Source organism: Phaeobacter sp. JH20_02, from assembly GCF_048056915.1.
GTDB classification, from domain to species: domain Bacteria; phylum Pseudomonadota; class Alphaproteobacteria; order Rhodobacterales; family Rhodobacteraceae; genus Phaeobacter; species Phaeobacter bryozoorum.
Genome location: NZ_JAYMVP010000027.1, coordinates 36,897 through 50,766 on the forward strand (window position 1 = coordinate 36,897; position 13,870 = coordinate 50,766).

The 13,870-nt window shown below is 58.9% G+C and carries 17 protein-coding genes; 7 read left to right on the plus strand and 10 right to left on the minus strand.

Translation table 11 applies throughout. The features are described from left to right. Positions 1 to 4: 4 nt before the first annotated feature. A complete protein-coding gene (locus tag VWY34_RS13885) occupies positions 5 to 1,249 on the minus strand; it encodes an MFS transporter (protein WP_416545726.1) in 1,245 nt (414 codons plus the stop codon). A 187-nt stretch (positions 1,250 to 1,436) separates the two neighbouring features. Further along, entirely contained in the window at positions 1,437 to 1,808 is a 372-nt protein-coding gene (locus VWY34_RS13890; RefSeq protein WP_416545728.1) for a PadR family transcriptional regulator, read from the minus strand. 122 nt (positions 1,809 to 1,930) lie between these two features. Between VWY34_RS13890 and VWY34_RS13895 the strand changes: the two genes are divergently transcribed. Further along, complete coding sequence (locus VWY34_RS13895; RefSeq protein WP_416545730.1) at positions 1,931 to 2,284, plus strand: DUF3088 family protein; 354 nt, start codon at positions 1,931 to 1,933, stop codon at positions 2,282 to 2,284. A gap of 189 nt (positions 2,285 to 2,473) precedes the next feature. Here VWY34_RS13895 and VWY34_RS13900 read toward each other — a convergent pair whose 3' ends face one another. Both VWY34_RS13900 and VWY34_RS13905 read right to left on the minus strand, forming a co-directional pair. Further along, complete coding sequence (locus VWY34_RS13900) at positions 2,474 to 2,947, minus strand: redoxin domain-containing protein (RefSeq protein ID WP_416545732.1); 474 nt, start codon at positions 2,945 to 2,947, stop codon at positions 2,474 to 2,476. Between the two features lie 57 nt (positions 2,948 to 3,004). Beyond that, positions 3,005 to 3,754, minus strand: a complete 750-nt coding sequence (locus VWY34_RS13905; protein WP_416545733.1) for a hypothetical protein — start codon at positions 3,752 to 3,754, stop codon at positions 3,005 to 3,007. Positions 3,755 to 3,839: 85 nt separating this feature from the next. Here VWY34_RS13905 and VWY34_RS13910 point away from each other — a divergent pair, with 85 nt between their 5' ends. Continuing rightward, positions 3,840 to 4,382, plus strand: coding sequence for a MarR family winged helix-turn-helix transcriptional regulator (locus tag VWY34_RS13910; RefSeq protein ID WP_416549055.1), 543 nt, complete (start codon positions 3,840 to 3,842; stop codon positions 4,380 to 4,382). After that, the gene (locus VWY34_RS13915; protein ID WP_416545737.1) at positions 4,383 to 5,075 is read left to right on the plus strand and encodes an MOSC domain-containing protein; all 693 of its coding nucleotides are present in this window, start codon (positions 4,383 to 4,385) and stop codon (positions 5,073 to 5,075) included. It begins immediately after the preceding gene. 978 nt (positions 5,076 to 6,053) lie between these two features. Here the strand turns inward: VWY34_RS13915 and VWY34_RS13920 are convergent. Next, positions 6,054 to 6,440: a RidA family protein gene (locus VWY34_RS13920; RefSeq protein ID WP_416545739.1), complete on the minus strand. Its 387-nt coding sequence runs from the start codon at positions 6,438 to 6,440 to the stop codon at positions 6,054 to 6,056. Between the two features lie 122 nt (positions 6,441 to 6,562). Here VWY34_RS13920 and VWY34_RS13925 point away from each other — a divergent pair, with 122 nt between their 5' ends. Next, entirely contained in the window at positions 6,563 to 7,468 is a 906-nt protein-coding gene (locus VWY34_RS13925; RefSeq protein ID WP_416545741.1) for a LysR family transcriptional regulator, read from the plus strand. 249 nt (positions 7,469 to 7,717) lie between these two features. Here the strand turns inward: VWY34_RS13925 and VWY34_RS13930 are convergent, their stop codons facing one another. Further along, complete coding sequence (locus tag VWY34_RS13930; RefSeq protein WP_416545743.1) at positions 7,718 to 8,548, minus strand: helix-turn-helix domain-containing protein; 831 nt, start codon at positions 8,546 to 8,548, stop codon at positions 7,718 to 7,720. A gap of 118 nt (positions 8,549 to 8,666) precedes the next feature. Between VWY34_RS13930 and VWY34_RS13935 the strand changes: the two genes are divergently transcribed. Together VWY34_RS13935 and VWY34_RS13940 are read left to right on the plus strand one after the other, a co-directional pair. Next, the gene (locus VWY34_RS13935; RefSeq protein ID WP_416545745.1) at positions 8,667 to 9,611 is read left to right on the plus strand and encodes an NAD(P)/FAD-dependent oxidoreductase; all 945 of its coding nucleotides are present in this window, start codon (positions 8,667 to 8,669) and stop codon (positions 9,609 to 9,611) included. Continuing rightward, positions 9,608 to 10,228 carry a hypothetical protein gene (locus tag VWY34_RS13940; RefSeq protein ID WP_416545747.1) on the plus strand — a complete coding sequence of 207 codons (621 nt, stop codon included), beginning with the start codon at positions 9,608 to 9,610 and terminating at the stop codon, positions 10,226 to 10,228. Before VWY34_RS13935 ends, VWY34_RS13940 begins: the two co-directional genes overlap by 4 nt. Positions 10,229 to 10,452: 224 nt before the next feature. Here VWY34_RS13940 and VWY34_RS13945 read toward each other — a convergent pair whose 3' ends face one another. Next, complete coding sequence (locus tag VWY34_RS13945) at positions 10,453 to 11,361, minus strand: LysR family transcriptional regulator (protein WP_416545749.1); 909 nt, start codon at positions 11,359 to 11,361, stop codon at positions 10,453 to 10,455. A 195-nt stretch (positions 11,362 to 11,556) separates the two neighbouring features. Here VWY34_RS13945 and bla point away from each other — a divergent pair, with 195 nt between their 5' ends. Then, entirely contained in the window at positions 11,557 to 12,369 is an 813-nt protein-coding gene (bla, locus tag VWY34_RS13950; protein WP_416545751.1) for a class A beta-lactamase, read from the plus strand. Between the two features lie 405 nt (positions 12,370 to 12,774). On the opposite strand, the gene VWY34_RS13955 is transcribed toward bla, so the two are convergent. From VWY34_RS13955 to VWY34_RS13965, 3 genes are all read right to left on the minus strand, one after another. Continuing rightward, entirely contained in the window at positions 12,775 to 13,029 is a 255-nt protein-coding gene (locus tag VWY34_RS13955; protein ID WP_416545753.1) for a hypothetical protein, read from the minus strand. Positions 13,030 to 13,254: 225 nt separating this feature from the next. Then, entirely contained in the window at positions 13,255 to 13,539 is a 285-nt protein-coding gene (locus VWY34_RS13960; RefSeq protein WP_260101392.1) for a DUF6966 domain-containing protein, read from the minus strand. A 41-nt stretch (positions 13,540 to 13,580) separates the two neighbouring features. After that, positions 13,581 to 13,870, minus strand: a 290-nt coding sequence (locus VWY34_RS13965) for a hypothetical protein (RefSeq protein ID WP_416549057.1), incomplete at its 5' end; no start/stop codon positions are given.

Consider the following 13,870-nt stretch of genomic DNA (forward strand, 5'->3'; position numbering starts at 1 on the left):
TCCTTCAGGCCGGGGCCTTGTTAGTGACTGAGTTGCGGTTGGAGATGAAAACTGCGGATAGGAAAGCCAGCATCATGGTGGCGCTGACGGCCGCCAGACCGTAGAGGAGCCCGGCATAGCTGCCGCTGCTGCTCCAGACGAGCGCTGCGATTGCGGGGGCAAAGGCCTTGCTCATAAGGGCAGGCGTGTTGAGCATGCCATTGATTGCCCCGTAGGATGTTCTGCTCAAAAGTTCCGGAACGGACAGCCCCATGACAATTGTCATGATGCCTGTTGCGGCCCCGTAAGCGATTGCGGCAGCGACCAGCACGGGAAAGCTCTGCGGGAACAAGGCAAAGGCCAACAATGCCAAAGGAAAGACGGAGGCGACAAAAATTCCGATGGATGCAATGCTTCTGGTCTGAAAGATCTTCATGAATGCCCGCCCTGCAACCTGGGCAGGACCGAACAGAGCCAGGATAAAGACAGCATTTTCGCTTGAGAGGCCGTTTTCACCGAGCAGCGGATAGAGGTGGAAACGGAAGGATGTCTCCATGGCGCCATAGAGTACGAAGCACATCAGGAGCGCCCAGAAGACCGGCTGACGCAGCGCCCATGCCGGAGCGTTTTTGGGCATGGTTTTCTCCGGGCTCGGGGTTTTGCCAGTGCTGGCTGCACCTGCGCGGGGCAGGAAAGAGTAGATGCCTGCGCAAACCAGAATGTTGACCAAGCCCAGAGCCATCAGAACCTGGCGCCAGTCAAAATAGCCCATCAGATATTCGATCAGGGGAATGAAAACCGTGCTGGCGAACCCTCCCCATAGGGTGAGGGTTGTCACGTAGTCCCGAGTTTTGGAGGTGTCGCAGTGCCGGGCGACAACAGCAAAGGAAGCGTTATACAGGACAGCCGCTTGAAGACAGCCGATGCCGCCAAAAGCAACGTAGAACCACAGCAGTGACTGAGTCTGTGACCACGCCAAGAACAAAATCCCCGCCAGGATCGAGCCCCCGGTCATAATCAAACGGCCATACCCTTTATCAATCGCGGCGCCGACCGGGACGGACACCAGTGCCGACATCAAAAGCCCGATTGTCAACGCAGCATAGATCTCGGATTTGGCCCATCCGAACTCGGCGCCCATTGCCTCAGCCATTTGCGGAAATGCGTAGTAAAGCGTGCCCCACGAGCATAGCTGAGCGAATCCAAATGCGGACAGGAAAACCGGACTGAATTCTGCCGCGTGGATTGTCTCGTTTGCTGACGTCTGCATCAAAGGAACTCCAAGCATTTGCTTGCTGGGACGGGGCGTGCAAGCTTCCCAGGGAAGGCTGCACGCATCTGCCTGGCATATCGGCCGACAGAAAAAGCATCCGCGTGTGCGATATCGGGTGAATATCTCATATGTAGTCTAACGATGCATCGATCATCTAAGGTGGAGGGCAAAAAAACGGCTGAGACTAAGCTTCAGCCGTGCCCGCACAATCATTCAGGGCCTGTGTGATTTTCATCCATTCCCCGAGTCCGACTTTGAAAGCTTCACGGCCCTTGTCAGTGACCGTGTAAATCTTGCGTTCCCGGCCGGAGACGGTCTCCGTTTCATAGGTGACGTAACCACCCTCAGTAAACTGTTTCAGAACCGGATAGATTGTGCCTTCCTTCGGGGCGCAGCACCCCTTTGTTCTGTTGATGACTTCCTTGGCTATGTCATAGCCATGCAAGTCGCGGTCGCACAGAACACAGAGAATGAAGAACTTGGACAAGCTCATCCTGATGGTGCTGTTCCAGTAGCCGGGGCTAAGGAGGTCCGGAGATTTGGTATTGATGCTCATGCTGTGGCGATATACATCGACGTTCGATATGTCAAGCGCATGCGGCGCTCGACACAAGCGGAAAAAGCACACCGGCAGCCAGCCTGACTATCTGCAGCGGCGGACCCTGAAAGGAATGATCCATGGCTGAAGCCATCCTGTACCTTCTGAAATCAGACTTTAACGATCCGGAATATGGCGATACGCCATTCTACTGCCCGGCCTGCCTGAAAGTTGAAGGTCTTCTGAGCATGTTCCCGAAAATCCGTCAGGAGCTTGATGTGCGCTATGTGGATTTCACCCGCCCGCGCGGGGATTTGCCCGGATACACCGGCGATCGCCAGGGCTGCCCGCATATTGTCCTGCCGGACGGGGATGACACGCATTCGGCGGACCTCAGCGAAGCTGGTGTGGGAGATGTGCGCCGAATCGAGAAAGATGAAGACATTTTTTCCTACCTGATCAATCGCTTCGGAGTTTCGCATCCGCACCCCTGATCGCTGCAGGCAGGGCATGACGCTGCCCTGCTGGCAGCCCGGCACACTGGGCTTCAGATGGGCCGTGGGCTTTTCAGGTGCCAGCAGCAGGTCCCGGTGAACCGGTGTTCCGTCCAAACAGAGTGTCCGGCCAGCCAGTCACACCGGGCAGCCGCTGCCATCGCACTTGCTGGAAACTTCGGTCCCGGGCTAGGTGGTCATTGAGGCAGCCCTGCCTGCAAGTAGATTGCCGATCTCCGCCCCTAGCTGCAGTTCTGAAACCTGGCCGAAATGATGCGCCGCAATCCGGCCGGCCTGATCCAGCAGGATAAGGCTTGGCGTTCCGCGCATCCCGAAGGCGGACATGGTTTCCGGCAGCGGGCCAGCCCCCTGCGTGTCGACCGCCACAGGGAACGTGATGCGGTACTCATGCAAAAAGGCCTTCAGCGACACAGGCGACATGGCATCATGGTGCTCGAAAACAGTGTGCAGACCAATCACCGCAACTTTATCGCTGGGAAAGTGCCGCTGCACCTTCTGCGCCAGTGGAATGCCATGCAAGACACACCCGGGGCACAGCATCTGGAAGGCCTCGATCAGCACGGCCTTCCCTTTCAAGTCTGAAAGACTGAGATCTTCATTGGTGTTGAACCATTCGGATACCTGCAATTCTGGTGCTTGCATTTGCTTTCTCCTCAATGAGGGGCAACCGCCTTTCTTGCGGCGGCTGCCCGGTGCGGATTATTGAAGCTTGCCGGGCAGGCTCAGGTCGCCTGAGGCAACATCGAAGACATCGGTGACACAGAGCAGCGGGGCGTGGATGTTTGCATTCACCCGCAGGGCGGATGTAACACCGTCATAGGCAACGCCCTCCAGCTGGACATCGCTGGCAAATCCGGCGTTCACCCTGATTTCCGGCCCGTCAAACAGCGGTGTGAAGCCCGGGCTGTCCAGGAAGACCGGGAACCCCGGCCATGTTGCGGGCAGTCTGGGCGCGGTTCCTTCGGCAATGTCGCGCACGGACAGGGCGCCCGGGCCGCAGGCGTCTGACGGGGTCAGCACCACCCAATGGCTGTGCCATTCGACGCCGTCATTGGCCGGGTCGCCATCGCCGTTCTCATCATAAAGCGGCGTGTCGTCGAAATCCGGATGGCTGGTTGCGGCCAGCGCAAGAATTCCGGTGCCGCCCTCGAACCCCACTGCGGAAGGGTCCAGAGAGGTCGGCCACACATAAGACCAGACATCTGCACCGCCAACGGCCCCGGATGCATCCGGGACCGAAGCGCCTGCGGTGCCGGCAGTGGTCATGTGGAAGGTCACAGTATTGCCATCGCGATGCGCATGCGCGGCCAGAATGTCAAAATCCGCCGCCTTGCCAGGATCGGCAGGGGACATGACGGCCCCCTCCTGATGCAGGGCGTGGCCGCCGCCGGCGATGGCGGCGGAGGCTGTGAAGGCAGCAGCGGCAAACACGGCAAAGGACAGTTTCATAATCGTCTCCTGTTATTTGGTAGCGACTCGCTACTAAATGGAGAGGCGGATTGCAACTTTAATTTCGACTCGCTATTGGTTGCCTATGAAAAACGATCATGGCATCCGTATCCTCATCAACCGTCTTGCCAGGATAGATTCCGCGGGCGGCTGGACCGGGGACCTGAACCCGACGCAAAAGGCCGCGCTTGAGTATCTGTCTGAAGCCAATCAGTTTTCCCGGTCCCCGTCGCATGTGGCGGAGTATCTCGGAACAACGCGCGGCACGATGTCCCAGACGCTGAAGGCGCTGGTGCGCAAGGGGTATGCCACCGAGCGGCGGCAGGACTCCGACCAGCGGTCAATATCCTATGCGCTCACTGAGGACGGTCTTGCAGCGGCGGAGCAGGCGAACCCGATCGCCAAGGCCATCGGCAGCCTGCCGCCGGATGTGCAGCGCAGCCTGAAAGATGGCCTGATGCAAAGCCTGAATCTGGCATTGGCAGCCAACGGAGGCCACTCGTTCGGCCGTTGCCGGACCTGCGCCTATCATGATGCCAGCGCAGAACACGGCTTCTGCACCCTGCTGGGGCTGGCTTTGGCGGCTGGGGAAAAACACAAGATTTGCATTGAGCACAGGGAACCCTGAATGACACATCCTGACCTGTCGGCAGAAATCGGCGGCATTTTCTTTGGCACTGTCCGGACCCGCTGGGACGGCAAAGCGCCCTCGGCCATTCAAAAGGACCAGGTGTCCGGCCGCCAGGCCGTCACGCTGACCGGGTTTACAGGCGATGCGCAGGCGGGCCTGACGGTGCATGGCGGCGCTGAAAAGGCGGTTCATCACTATGCCTTCGATCACTATGCCGCCTGGCAGCGCGAGGGGCATATGGCTGCTGGCACTGAGGCGGCTGCCTTTGGCGAGAACATCACCACAATTGGCCTGACAGAAGAAAACCTCTGCATCGGCGATATCCTCAGGCTGGGGTCTGCGACGGTGCAGATCAGCCAGGGCCGCCAGCCGTGCTGGAAACTGGGGCTGCACACAGGCAACGCAAAGATGCCCTATCTGTTTCAGAAAACGGGCCGCACGGGGTGGTACTACCGCGTTCTGGAAGAAGGGGATGCCGCTGCTGGCGACCGGATTACGCTGGCCGAAAGGCGCCATCCGGACTGGAGCGTTCTGCGGGTCACCCGTGCCCGCCTGACCCGCAGGATTTCCCGGGATGATGCAGACGTTCTGTCGCAATTGGCGGATCTGGCACCGGGGTGGCGGCAGGCATTCGGGCGCATGGCAGATGGCGATCAGGATGAGGACACCCGCAAACGGCTGGGAGCTTAAGTGCATCACACAAGCCTCTCTGCGTTCTCCTTGACCGCTCATGCGAGGGCAGCCTGAATTCATCTTGGGACACCGCCGCGGAATGCGCTGCCGGATAATGGACGGCAGAGACCAGTGGCGGCAGGCAGAGGCCGCAAAGCGGGCAGCGAACACAAGAAGATACTCGTCGAAAAAAGTTGAGGATCTCGTACAGGAGATCGACGTCCAGCACGCCGGCTGCCTTCGCATCGTACCCAGGTAGTTCGCCTGGCTTGCGACCTGTGTATCCATGCAGGAGACTGAGCAGTATCGGCTTCGTGGGACCGAACATGCTTTCGATGTAGGGTTTTTCCGCCGCCGCATGAGTGCGAACATCAGCTCTTGCTGCGCCTATACTCAGAAGAGCTTTCTTTACTGCCGGGATCCTCATGCGGCGGCGCGGCACAAGGACTAGGCGCCTAGAGTGCCGCACAAAGCAAACTGCACTTCCGCAGCCAGCCGAGGGAGTGTGGAAACTCAAATCGATCCCCTTGTTCAGCTGAAGCGCCAGATATCTGCAATCTCTCGTCCATTTGAATGGTTTTCCGGATCATCTGCGGAAATGAGCTCAACGAGAGAGATCGCGGGCGCACGTTTCCACACAGCCTCAGCCCGAAGCAGATATCCGTCCTGCCTTTCAGCCGTGACGGGTGCTCATGCAGGTCGCGCGGTTTGCTGACCTTTGCTAGTTGACAAGCCAAGGTATGCTGCAGGGGACTTTGCTGCCGTTGCCTTTCTTTGTGTTTGCTGACGCAGCATTCGCTCGCGGGTGCGGCGTGGTTTTCGCTGTAAAGCAGCATGTGTCGCTAAACCGGCCGTTGACAGTCGGTTCGAAGGGCAAAATTCAATCCACCCCTTTGCCGCAACCTGGATCGACCAACGGTGAGCGGACTTTGCGGACACTGCAGCTTGAAATCACAATATCCGCGTTTAGTTTATCACTCCGCGCCTCTTCCTGCTTCAGGTCGGAATTTGAACAACCATTTCAATCTCAATCTGAAGATCAGGCCCCGCCAATGCAGCGACGCCGATACCGGTCAAGCTTGGCTGCTCTCCTTTGAGGAATCCTGCGATCTGCGCCATTGCGACGCCTATTGTCTCGTCGTTCAGCTCCGTCATGTAGATCCGCATCTGAACGATATCGCTGGTGCTGGCACCGATGGCCTGCAGGGCAGCGCTGAGGTTTGCAACGACTTGCCTGGTTTGCGCTTCGAGCGTTTTCGGCACCGCAGACCCCGCCGCGTCCCACGCAACTTGACCGGAGACAAATGCCAGCCGGCCAGGATTAGAGATGGAGATCTGGGAGTAGCCGACCTTACTGGCGTCCGGCAGCGTTGCCGGGTTCATCCGGATGAGTGTGTTCGACATTTCATTTCCCTTTATTGCGCTTGATGGCGTTCAATGTAAGCTGAACTAAAGGCGAACCCTGTTCGTGGCTGAGGCGAAGAAATTTCGCCCAGAGGAGTGAAATGGCCGGTTCAAAGGTAAATGATATTCTGGTTTTCCTGTCCGTGGTGGAGACCGGGAATTTCGCTTCTGCCGGCAGAGCGTTCGGTCTGTCCCGGTCAACGGCGGGAAAAGCAGTAGCACGGCTCGAGGACAGGTACGGTGTCCGTCTCCTGAACCGCACGAGCCGCGCGATTAGCCTGACTGAAGAAGGGCAAAGACTGTACCGCCAGGGACAGGCCATCGAAGCAGCAATTGCCGCTGCCGACACGAGCATGGCGGGCACTGACGGTATCCCCAGCGGGACACTTCGGATCGCAGCGCCCGATGCACTGGGACGGCGGCTCTTGATGCCCGTTGTTCGCCGCTTTCAGAAAGAATGGCCCGAAGTTCGTTTCGAAATCAGTTTTTCCGATACCGTCACCCGTATCATCAAAGAGGGTTTCGACCTCGCTGTGCGGGTCGGTGTCTCCTCCCCTGATACGTCCCTCATCTCGCGCACCTTGATGACAGATCGGCCTGTGCTGTGCGCATCACCTGAATATTTAAAGGATCTGGGCAGGCCGCAGAATCTTGATCAACTGAGCGCACACGACCTGCTGCAATTCTCAAGTGTCGGCCAGCGCCAGGCCTGGGCTTTACAAGAAGCGCCCGGGTTCTGGAGCACTGCACCGGGACGCGTGCGTTTGCGGCTCGATAGTGCGGAAGGGCTCCGCGAAGCGGCCCTGTCAGCAATGGGCATCGCCTTTTTGCCGGGTACCCTAGTGAAAGATGACCTTAATGCTGGGATACTGGTGCGGATTTTACCGGACGTCGATTGCGGTGAGGTGCCGATTATTGCCCTGTATCCGCATAAGCGGTTTCTGGAACCACGAGTGAGACATTTCATAGATATGCTGGCCAAGGAGCTGCCAGGTTTCCAGGCCTAACTAGCTGTGGCCGCAATATTTTACGCAATGCCAGCTGGGCCTTTGAGGCAATCCGCAAAGTTAAAATACCGGAAGCGGCCCTTCGCGACACCACAGCGAGCTGTCAAGGATGGGCTCAAAGGGTGAGCTCGCCGCTTCTGGTTTAAACGGCCGGTCCAGGTTGAGCCCGCTTTTATTGCAGTAGCGCCAATTCACGTGGTGCGAAGCAAGATCATCCTTCGCGCAAATAGTTGCGACGGATTTCCGCTGCTATTTTGCCTGTCGCATCGTCTTGCGCCAGGCGGCAGGGGTGGTTCCATAGATTTTCCGGAACTGGCGGATGAAATGCGTTGTGTCCTGCCAACCGACGCGCGGTGCAATTTGGGCGGCTGTCAAATCGGTATGCTGCAGGAGCTGAGCTGCTTTTGCGACCCGGGCGGACGTGATCCAAGTCCCAACGGTAAAACCGGTCTCAGATTTAACGGTTGCCGCAACATGGGGGGCGGTTCGGCCCACGCCTGCGGCGACGTCACTCAACGATATTGGCGACAGGCTATGCAACTGAATGTAACGCAGTGCCTTGGCAACCAATGCAGATTTCGCCATGCCCTCCTGCGGCTTTGGGATGGCTCGTGTGATCTCGGCCAGAATCAGCGTGATAAGGCTGCGCTGCACCTCAGCGCTTTCGTCGGTTTGTTCGTTTGTCTCCGCTGCAAGGGTTTTGAACCAGGTCAGCAAACGCTGTTGAGCCGGATCGTCCAGCGCAATCACCGGTGCTGCGCCAAGCCTGACCTCGGCAAACGGGCGCATGACGGCCTGGGCTTCGTCAAATCCTAACCCTCCCGCCGAAAACCCCAGCAGCCAGTATTCCAGATCCTCGCCCGCCAGCGGAACATGCGGAACGCCAGCAGGAACAACCGTAACCGTCCCTGGCAGGGACAGGGCTTCATAGCGCTGCTCCATGGTGAACCAGCCGTCGCAAACCAGGATCAGCCCGTGTTCAGCATGGACGCAAACAGCGCCGGGTGATGTTTTCACCCCCGTTTCGTGGATGACAAAGCAGGGCGGATGCGGCGCAGTAGCGGAATAGTCCGTCGCCATGTGAAAACCCTGAAAACCATAAGATCAGCCGATAATACCCAAATCTGCGCTCTCCAGCAACGCAGGGAGGCAGCCTATCTAGCCGTCAATGGTATGGCACTGAGAACTGGAGACAGAAATGGCAGGCGTGTTTTACGACCTTATCATCATTGGCGGCGGCCCGGCCGGGCAATCAGCGGCTCTGGTAGCCGGGCGAAGCCGGCTCAAAACCGCCTTTATAAACGCCGAGGCGCCCCGAAACTTCGTCACTACAGCCTCGCATGGCTTTCTGACACGGGACGGAGCGCATCCCAGCACGCTGCTGGAAGTATCCAAGGAGCAACTCCGTAAATACCCTTCCGTACGCTACATCGCCGACAAGGCAGTGGATGTGGCACAACTGCCTGGGGGCTTTTCCGTAACGACTTGGGGTGGTGAGACTCTGACCGGCGCACGCATGGTGATTGCAACTGGCTACCGTGACGATCTGGATCAGCTGGCGCTGCCCGGCATCGAAAAAGTGTACGGAAAATCGGTCTATCCCTGCCCGTTTTGTGACGGCTTTGAGCATGCCGGGGAGGCGCTGGCGATCTTCGGTCACGATGAGGTCGAGCATTTCGTACCGATGATGCGGCTTTGGTCCGACGATATGATCGTTTTCACCAATGGGCGGCCGTTGGACGCCAAGGTGAAGGCTGAACTGATTGCCAAGGGTGTCCCGGTTGAGGAAGGCAATATTGCAGGCTTGCGATCCGCCGAAGGAATTCTCACACATGTCACGCTGGAGGATGGCCGGGAAATAGCGCGGCAAAGCGGATTTGCCGTTGAGGATTTTTCCGCACCCTCCACCGGTTTTGCAGAACGTCTGGGAGTATTGGCAAAAGGTGAGAATGACTGGGGGATGCCGGAACGGGCCGACTCTGCGGGAACAACAAATGTGCCTGGCTTATACGTGGTTGGGGATGCCCGGACCGGATTCAGCGGTGTCGCGGCAGCGGTTGCAGAAGGCGGGTTCTGCGTAGAGATGATAGCCCATCAGATTGCCATGGACCTTTGGAACAACGGACCGGAAGCTGCGCGTTGAAACGAAGAACCCAAATCCTGTGGAACAAACAGGATCGCCATAAAGGCGACCGCTGGCGGCTGTTTCAGGCCGTCAGCGCCGCCGTTCCGGCGCGCAAGGTCCTCTATCCAGGCAGCTATGTCGATATAGCCCCCTCTTTTGTCTACGGCGATGTGACCTACGCAGATATGGACACTCGGGCAGAGGCGTTCTTTGCCGATGACGAAGGGGTGGCGCAAATTATCTGTGATCATAGCGGGAACATGAACGGGCGGGTCAGCTTCGTTTCAGGCGACTACAGGTCGCTGGCCTTACAGGAGCAGAGCTTTGACCTGCTGATCTCGCTCTATGCGGGGTTCATCTCGGAAACCTGCGGCCATTTGCTGCGTATTGGCGGTGTGCTTCTGGCCAATTCCAGTCATGGAGATGCAGCGCTTGCAGGGCTGGATCCGAGATTTGAACTGGCTGCGGTTGTAACCGCCGCAGGGGACCACTACCGTATTTCAGATAAGGAGCTGGACGCCTACATGGTGCCGAAAAAGCCGCAGTCGATCACCGTGGGAAACATCAAGGCCTCTGGGCGCGGTATCGCCTATACAAGATCGCCTTTTGCCTATCTGTTCAAACGAATTTCTTGAAGGCGCCTCAGCTAAAGAAAATCTGCCAAAGCGATCACTCTCTGCCTGGCAGAAGTCGGGTAATAAAGGCTTCGTGCGGGCCCTTTACCGACAATCTTATACACCCTCTGTTAGGGAGGGAGGGCACACGATCATTGGCCCACTCCGAAGTGAGGCTTCAGAAAACCAACCGTTCGTGCATCGCGCGGCCTTGCCGGTCCATGAGTGGCGGCAATACTGAGTGCTCATGCTTCTCCCGATCCAGCAAGGGGCATCAGCTTTGGCTCTCCTGTGCGCTGCCCGGAAAGCCATAGGGAAAATGTGTTCATCGCCCGTGTTGCCGGGCGGTCTGACGGCCAGGCAAGATAGTAGCGGCCGGCGGAAAAGGTGACGCAGAAAGGTTGCGCCAGGCGGCTTTGGGCTATGAAACTCTCGAACATGGCGACCGGCAGCAGCGCCGCACCTGCTCCCGAGGCGGCAAGTTCCGCAAGCGCTACTGAGCTGTCAAAGACCGGGCCCGTGACCGGCGGGCATGGTGCGCCTGCCGCTTCGAACCAGCCAGGCCACTCGGCGCTGCGGTAGCTGCGCAGAAGTGTCGCCTGCGCGAGGTCCGTTGGATGCTGCAGACGCGCCGCCAGCTGCGGCGCGCAGAGCGGCGCCAACGGTGCTTCCATTAGCGGGATTGCGTCATGTCCGGTCCAGCCGCCGGTGCCGAAGCGGATCGCCATGTCGAGCCCCTCGCGCAGGATCTCCACCCGGTTGTTGTTGGTCGAAATCCGCAGATCGATCTCTGGATGCGCCTGCCGGAACGCTTCCACCCGCGGCATCAGCCAGCCGAGCGCAAAGGTCGTGTTCACGCCGACCTTCAGCACCTCCACGTCACGCTGCCCGCCAAGGCGGCCGAGCACCCGCGCCATCGCATCGAACCCGTGTTCGAGCACCGGGAAAAGCCGTTGCCCCTCGTCGGTCGGCACCAGCCCCTGAGAGGTGCGCAGGAACAGGGTGACGCCCAGCAGATCCTCCAGCCGCGCGACCTGATGGCTGACCGCGGCCTGGGTCACGCGCAGTTCGACGGCGGCCTTGGTGAAACTGCCCTGCCGCATGGCAACCTCGAACACGCGCAGGGCGTTCAACGGCAGGTCGGGGCGATCCATGGCAATACCTCAGCTAATGGCAGGTGATAAGATTTGTCGTTTGTAGCGCTGGATCAAGCTGAATTATACCAGCCGCATGACATCATCTGATGTCGTCTTTAGCTCTTATCCCGAAAGGAACGTCCCATGCGGTTCACCGCTTCCGTCCTGTCGCGCGCTGCGGCGGGGCTCGCTCTTGGCCTGTCTCTGGCCACCTTGTCCGCCGCCGAAACGCGCCTCGAGGCGCTGGCCGAAACTGTGTCGCAAGTTGAGCAGAGGCTTGGCGGGCGCGTCGGTTTGTCGCTCAAAGAAGTTGGAGGGCAGACGGTCTGGTCGCACCGGGAGGATGAACGTTTCCTGATGAACAGCACCGTGAAGGCGCCGATCTGCGGGGCCGTGCTCGCGCAGCGCGATGCGGGAGCACTGGCTCTTTCCGATGCGCTGCCGGTACGCGAGGCGGATCTGCAGTCCTACTCGCCGGTCGCAAAAACACGGGTTGGCGGGGACATGACGATTGGCGCGCTGTGCCTTGCCGCCATCGACATGAGCGACAACACTGCAGCCAACATCCTGATCGACCATCTGGGCGGGCCGCAGGCAGTTACGCAATTCTTCCGCAGCATCGGCGACCCGGTCAGCCGCCTGGACCGGCGCGAGCCCGATCTGAACGCATTCGTCCCCGGCGATCCGCGCGACACCACGACCCCGGCTGCAATGTCTGCCACGCTGGAAAAGCTGCTGCTGGGACGTGCGTTGTCCCCGGCATCGCGCGATCAGCTGGCGGACTGGATGAGCCATGGCGGCGTGACGGGCAACCTGCTGAGCGCTGACACGCCCACGGACTGGCAGGTCTTCGACAAGTCTGGCAGCGGCAGCCACACGCGCAACATCATCGCAATGGTCACGCCCGACAAGGGTGCGCCGTGGATCATCACCATCTTTCTGTCTGACGCAGATGCGGATTTCGGCACGCGCAACGCGGCCCTGAAGGAGCTTGGCGGCGCAGTCATGGCGGTGATCCGGGACTGAGGCTGGCTCGGGCCAGGACGCGGAAAACCGGGCGTGGAGAAGCCGTGGGGTGCGGCAGTGCGATGCAGAGCAATTGTGCCGACTGAATACTGGTGCTTAGCCTAGCGGCCGACCGGTTCGGACCGCGGCGAGCCTCTGCCTGCCGCGCTTACTCTTGGAGCACTTCGCAACTTCTGCGAATGGGGAGCATGAGCCGCGAATGTTCAGAAAGTCCCGGTCTCGGGCATTGCCTATGGAGACAGCACCGCACTGTACCGGCAAGTTAGTTCCGGATCACACCTGCTGATCCTGCAGGGAAGGGACACAGGCGGGAATACCCCCGCCTGTGGGAAGTAGAAAGTCATGCAGCGCGCAGCATTGGTCGAAGTGGGCTCCCTGCCGCCGAATGCCAACGCAGCAAGACCCTTATTGTGCGTGGACAGGAACCGGCCATCGACAGCTCCGGCCAAGAGATTGATCCTGCGGCGTTTCCGATGATGTGCTGCCATCCGTGTCCCAAAAGCCGAGGTTCTGCCTGGTGGCGGCGAAATCTTGGTGAGAGCCCTCTGCCGTCATTGCCTTGGGGGCGGCCCTTCGCTGGCGCAGCACGTCAGTCACAGCCCCGAAGCGGTCGTAGATAAGTGGTGCCGCGCCAAAGATGCTGCTGGTGCGAAATTTCATGGTCAATTTCCCGGAAGCGGACGCTCGGCAGGGCCAAGCTGCTTCACGGGATGCTGCGGGTTGCACCGGGGGCCGTGGAGCGCAGATAGTGACCTTTGCAAAGTCTTGGTTTAGCAGCGGCCAGACGCTGCACGAGCACTAGTAGAAGCCGCCGTTCGCCGCGTCTGCAGCCCTCAAATACCGGCCGTCGTCCGCTGGGCGGTCGAAGCAGTCGTTCCGGGATGTTTATTTCAATGCTTGCGCCAGCTCGTATGCACGTGTTCGTTCTTCCGCAAGCTCTATGTTGGCGGAAGCCGGAGCATCAAGGATCAAGTCGCTTAAGCTTCCCATGCCACCAAATAATCCTTCAAATAATTGTACGCTGTAACCATCAGATTTTTCTGCGACTTGGCGCACTCGTGACAGTTTCTCTGCCCAAAACTCCTGATCGTGCTCTGCAAGAATGGCTTCCAGCTTTCGCAGGCTGGAAATAAATTCAAGTACGTCCGGATGAAGCGGTTTTGGGCCCATACCTTTCTATGTCACACGAAGAAATCAGGCGTGCAAGGCTTTCAAGCAGAAGAGAGTTTGGGCTCACTACCGACTTGCGGCAATGCGGCGGCAGGGTTGCAGCGAAACTTCACCAAGATGCTTCTCCCAGACAACGCAAGGCAGCCCAGAGCCGTCATCGACAGGCAGTGCCACACCATCAATGCCGCAGTTGCAAGATCTGCGGACCAGTTTCTCATAAAGCAGTCATTAAACCACCTTGGCTTTGGATCGCCAATGCTGCAGTCAGCACCAGCGGAAGCGAAGCTCCAGAAAACAGACTTTCTCAGGTACTGAGAAATTGGTGAATGCC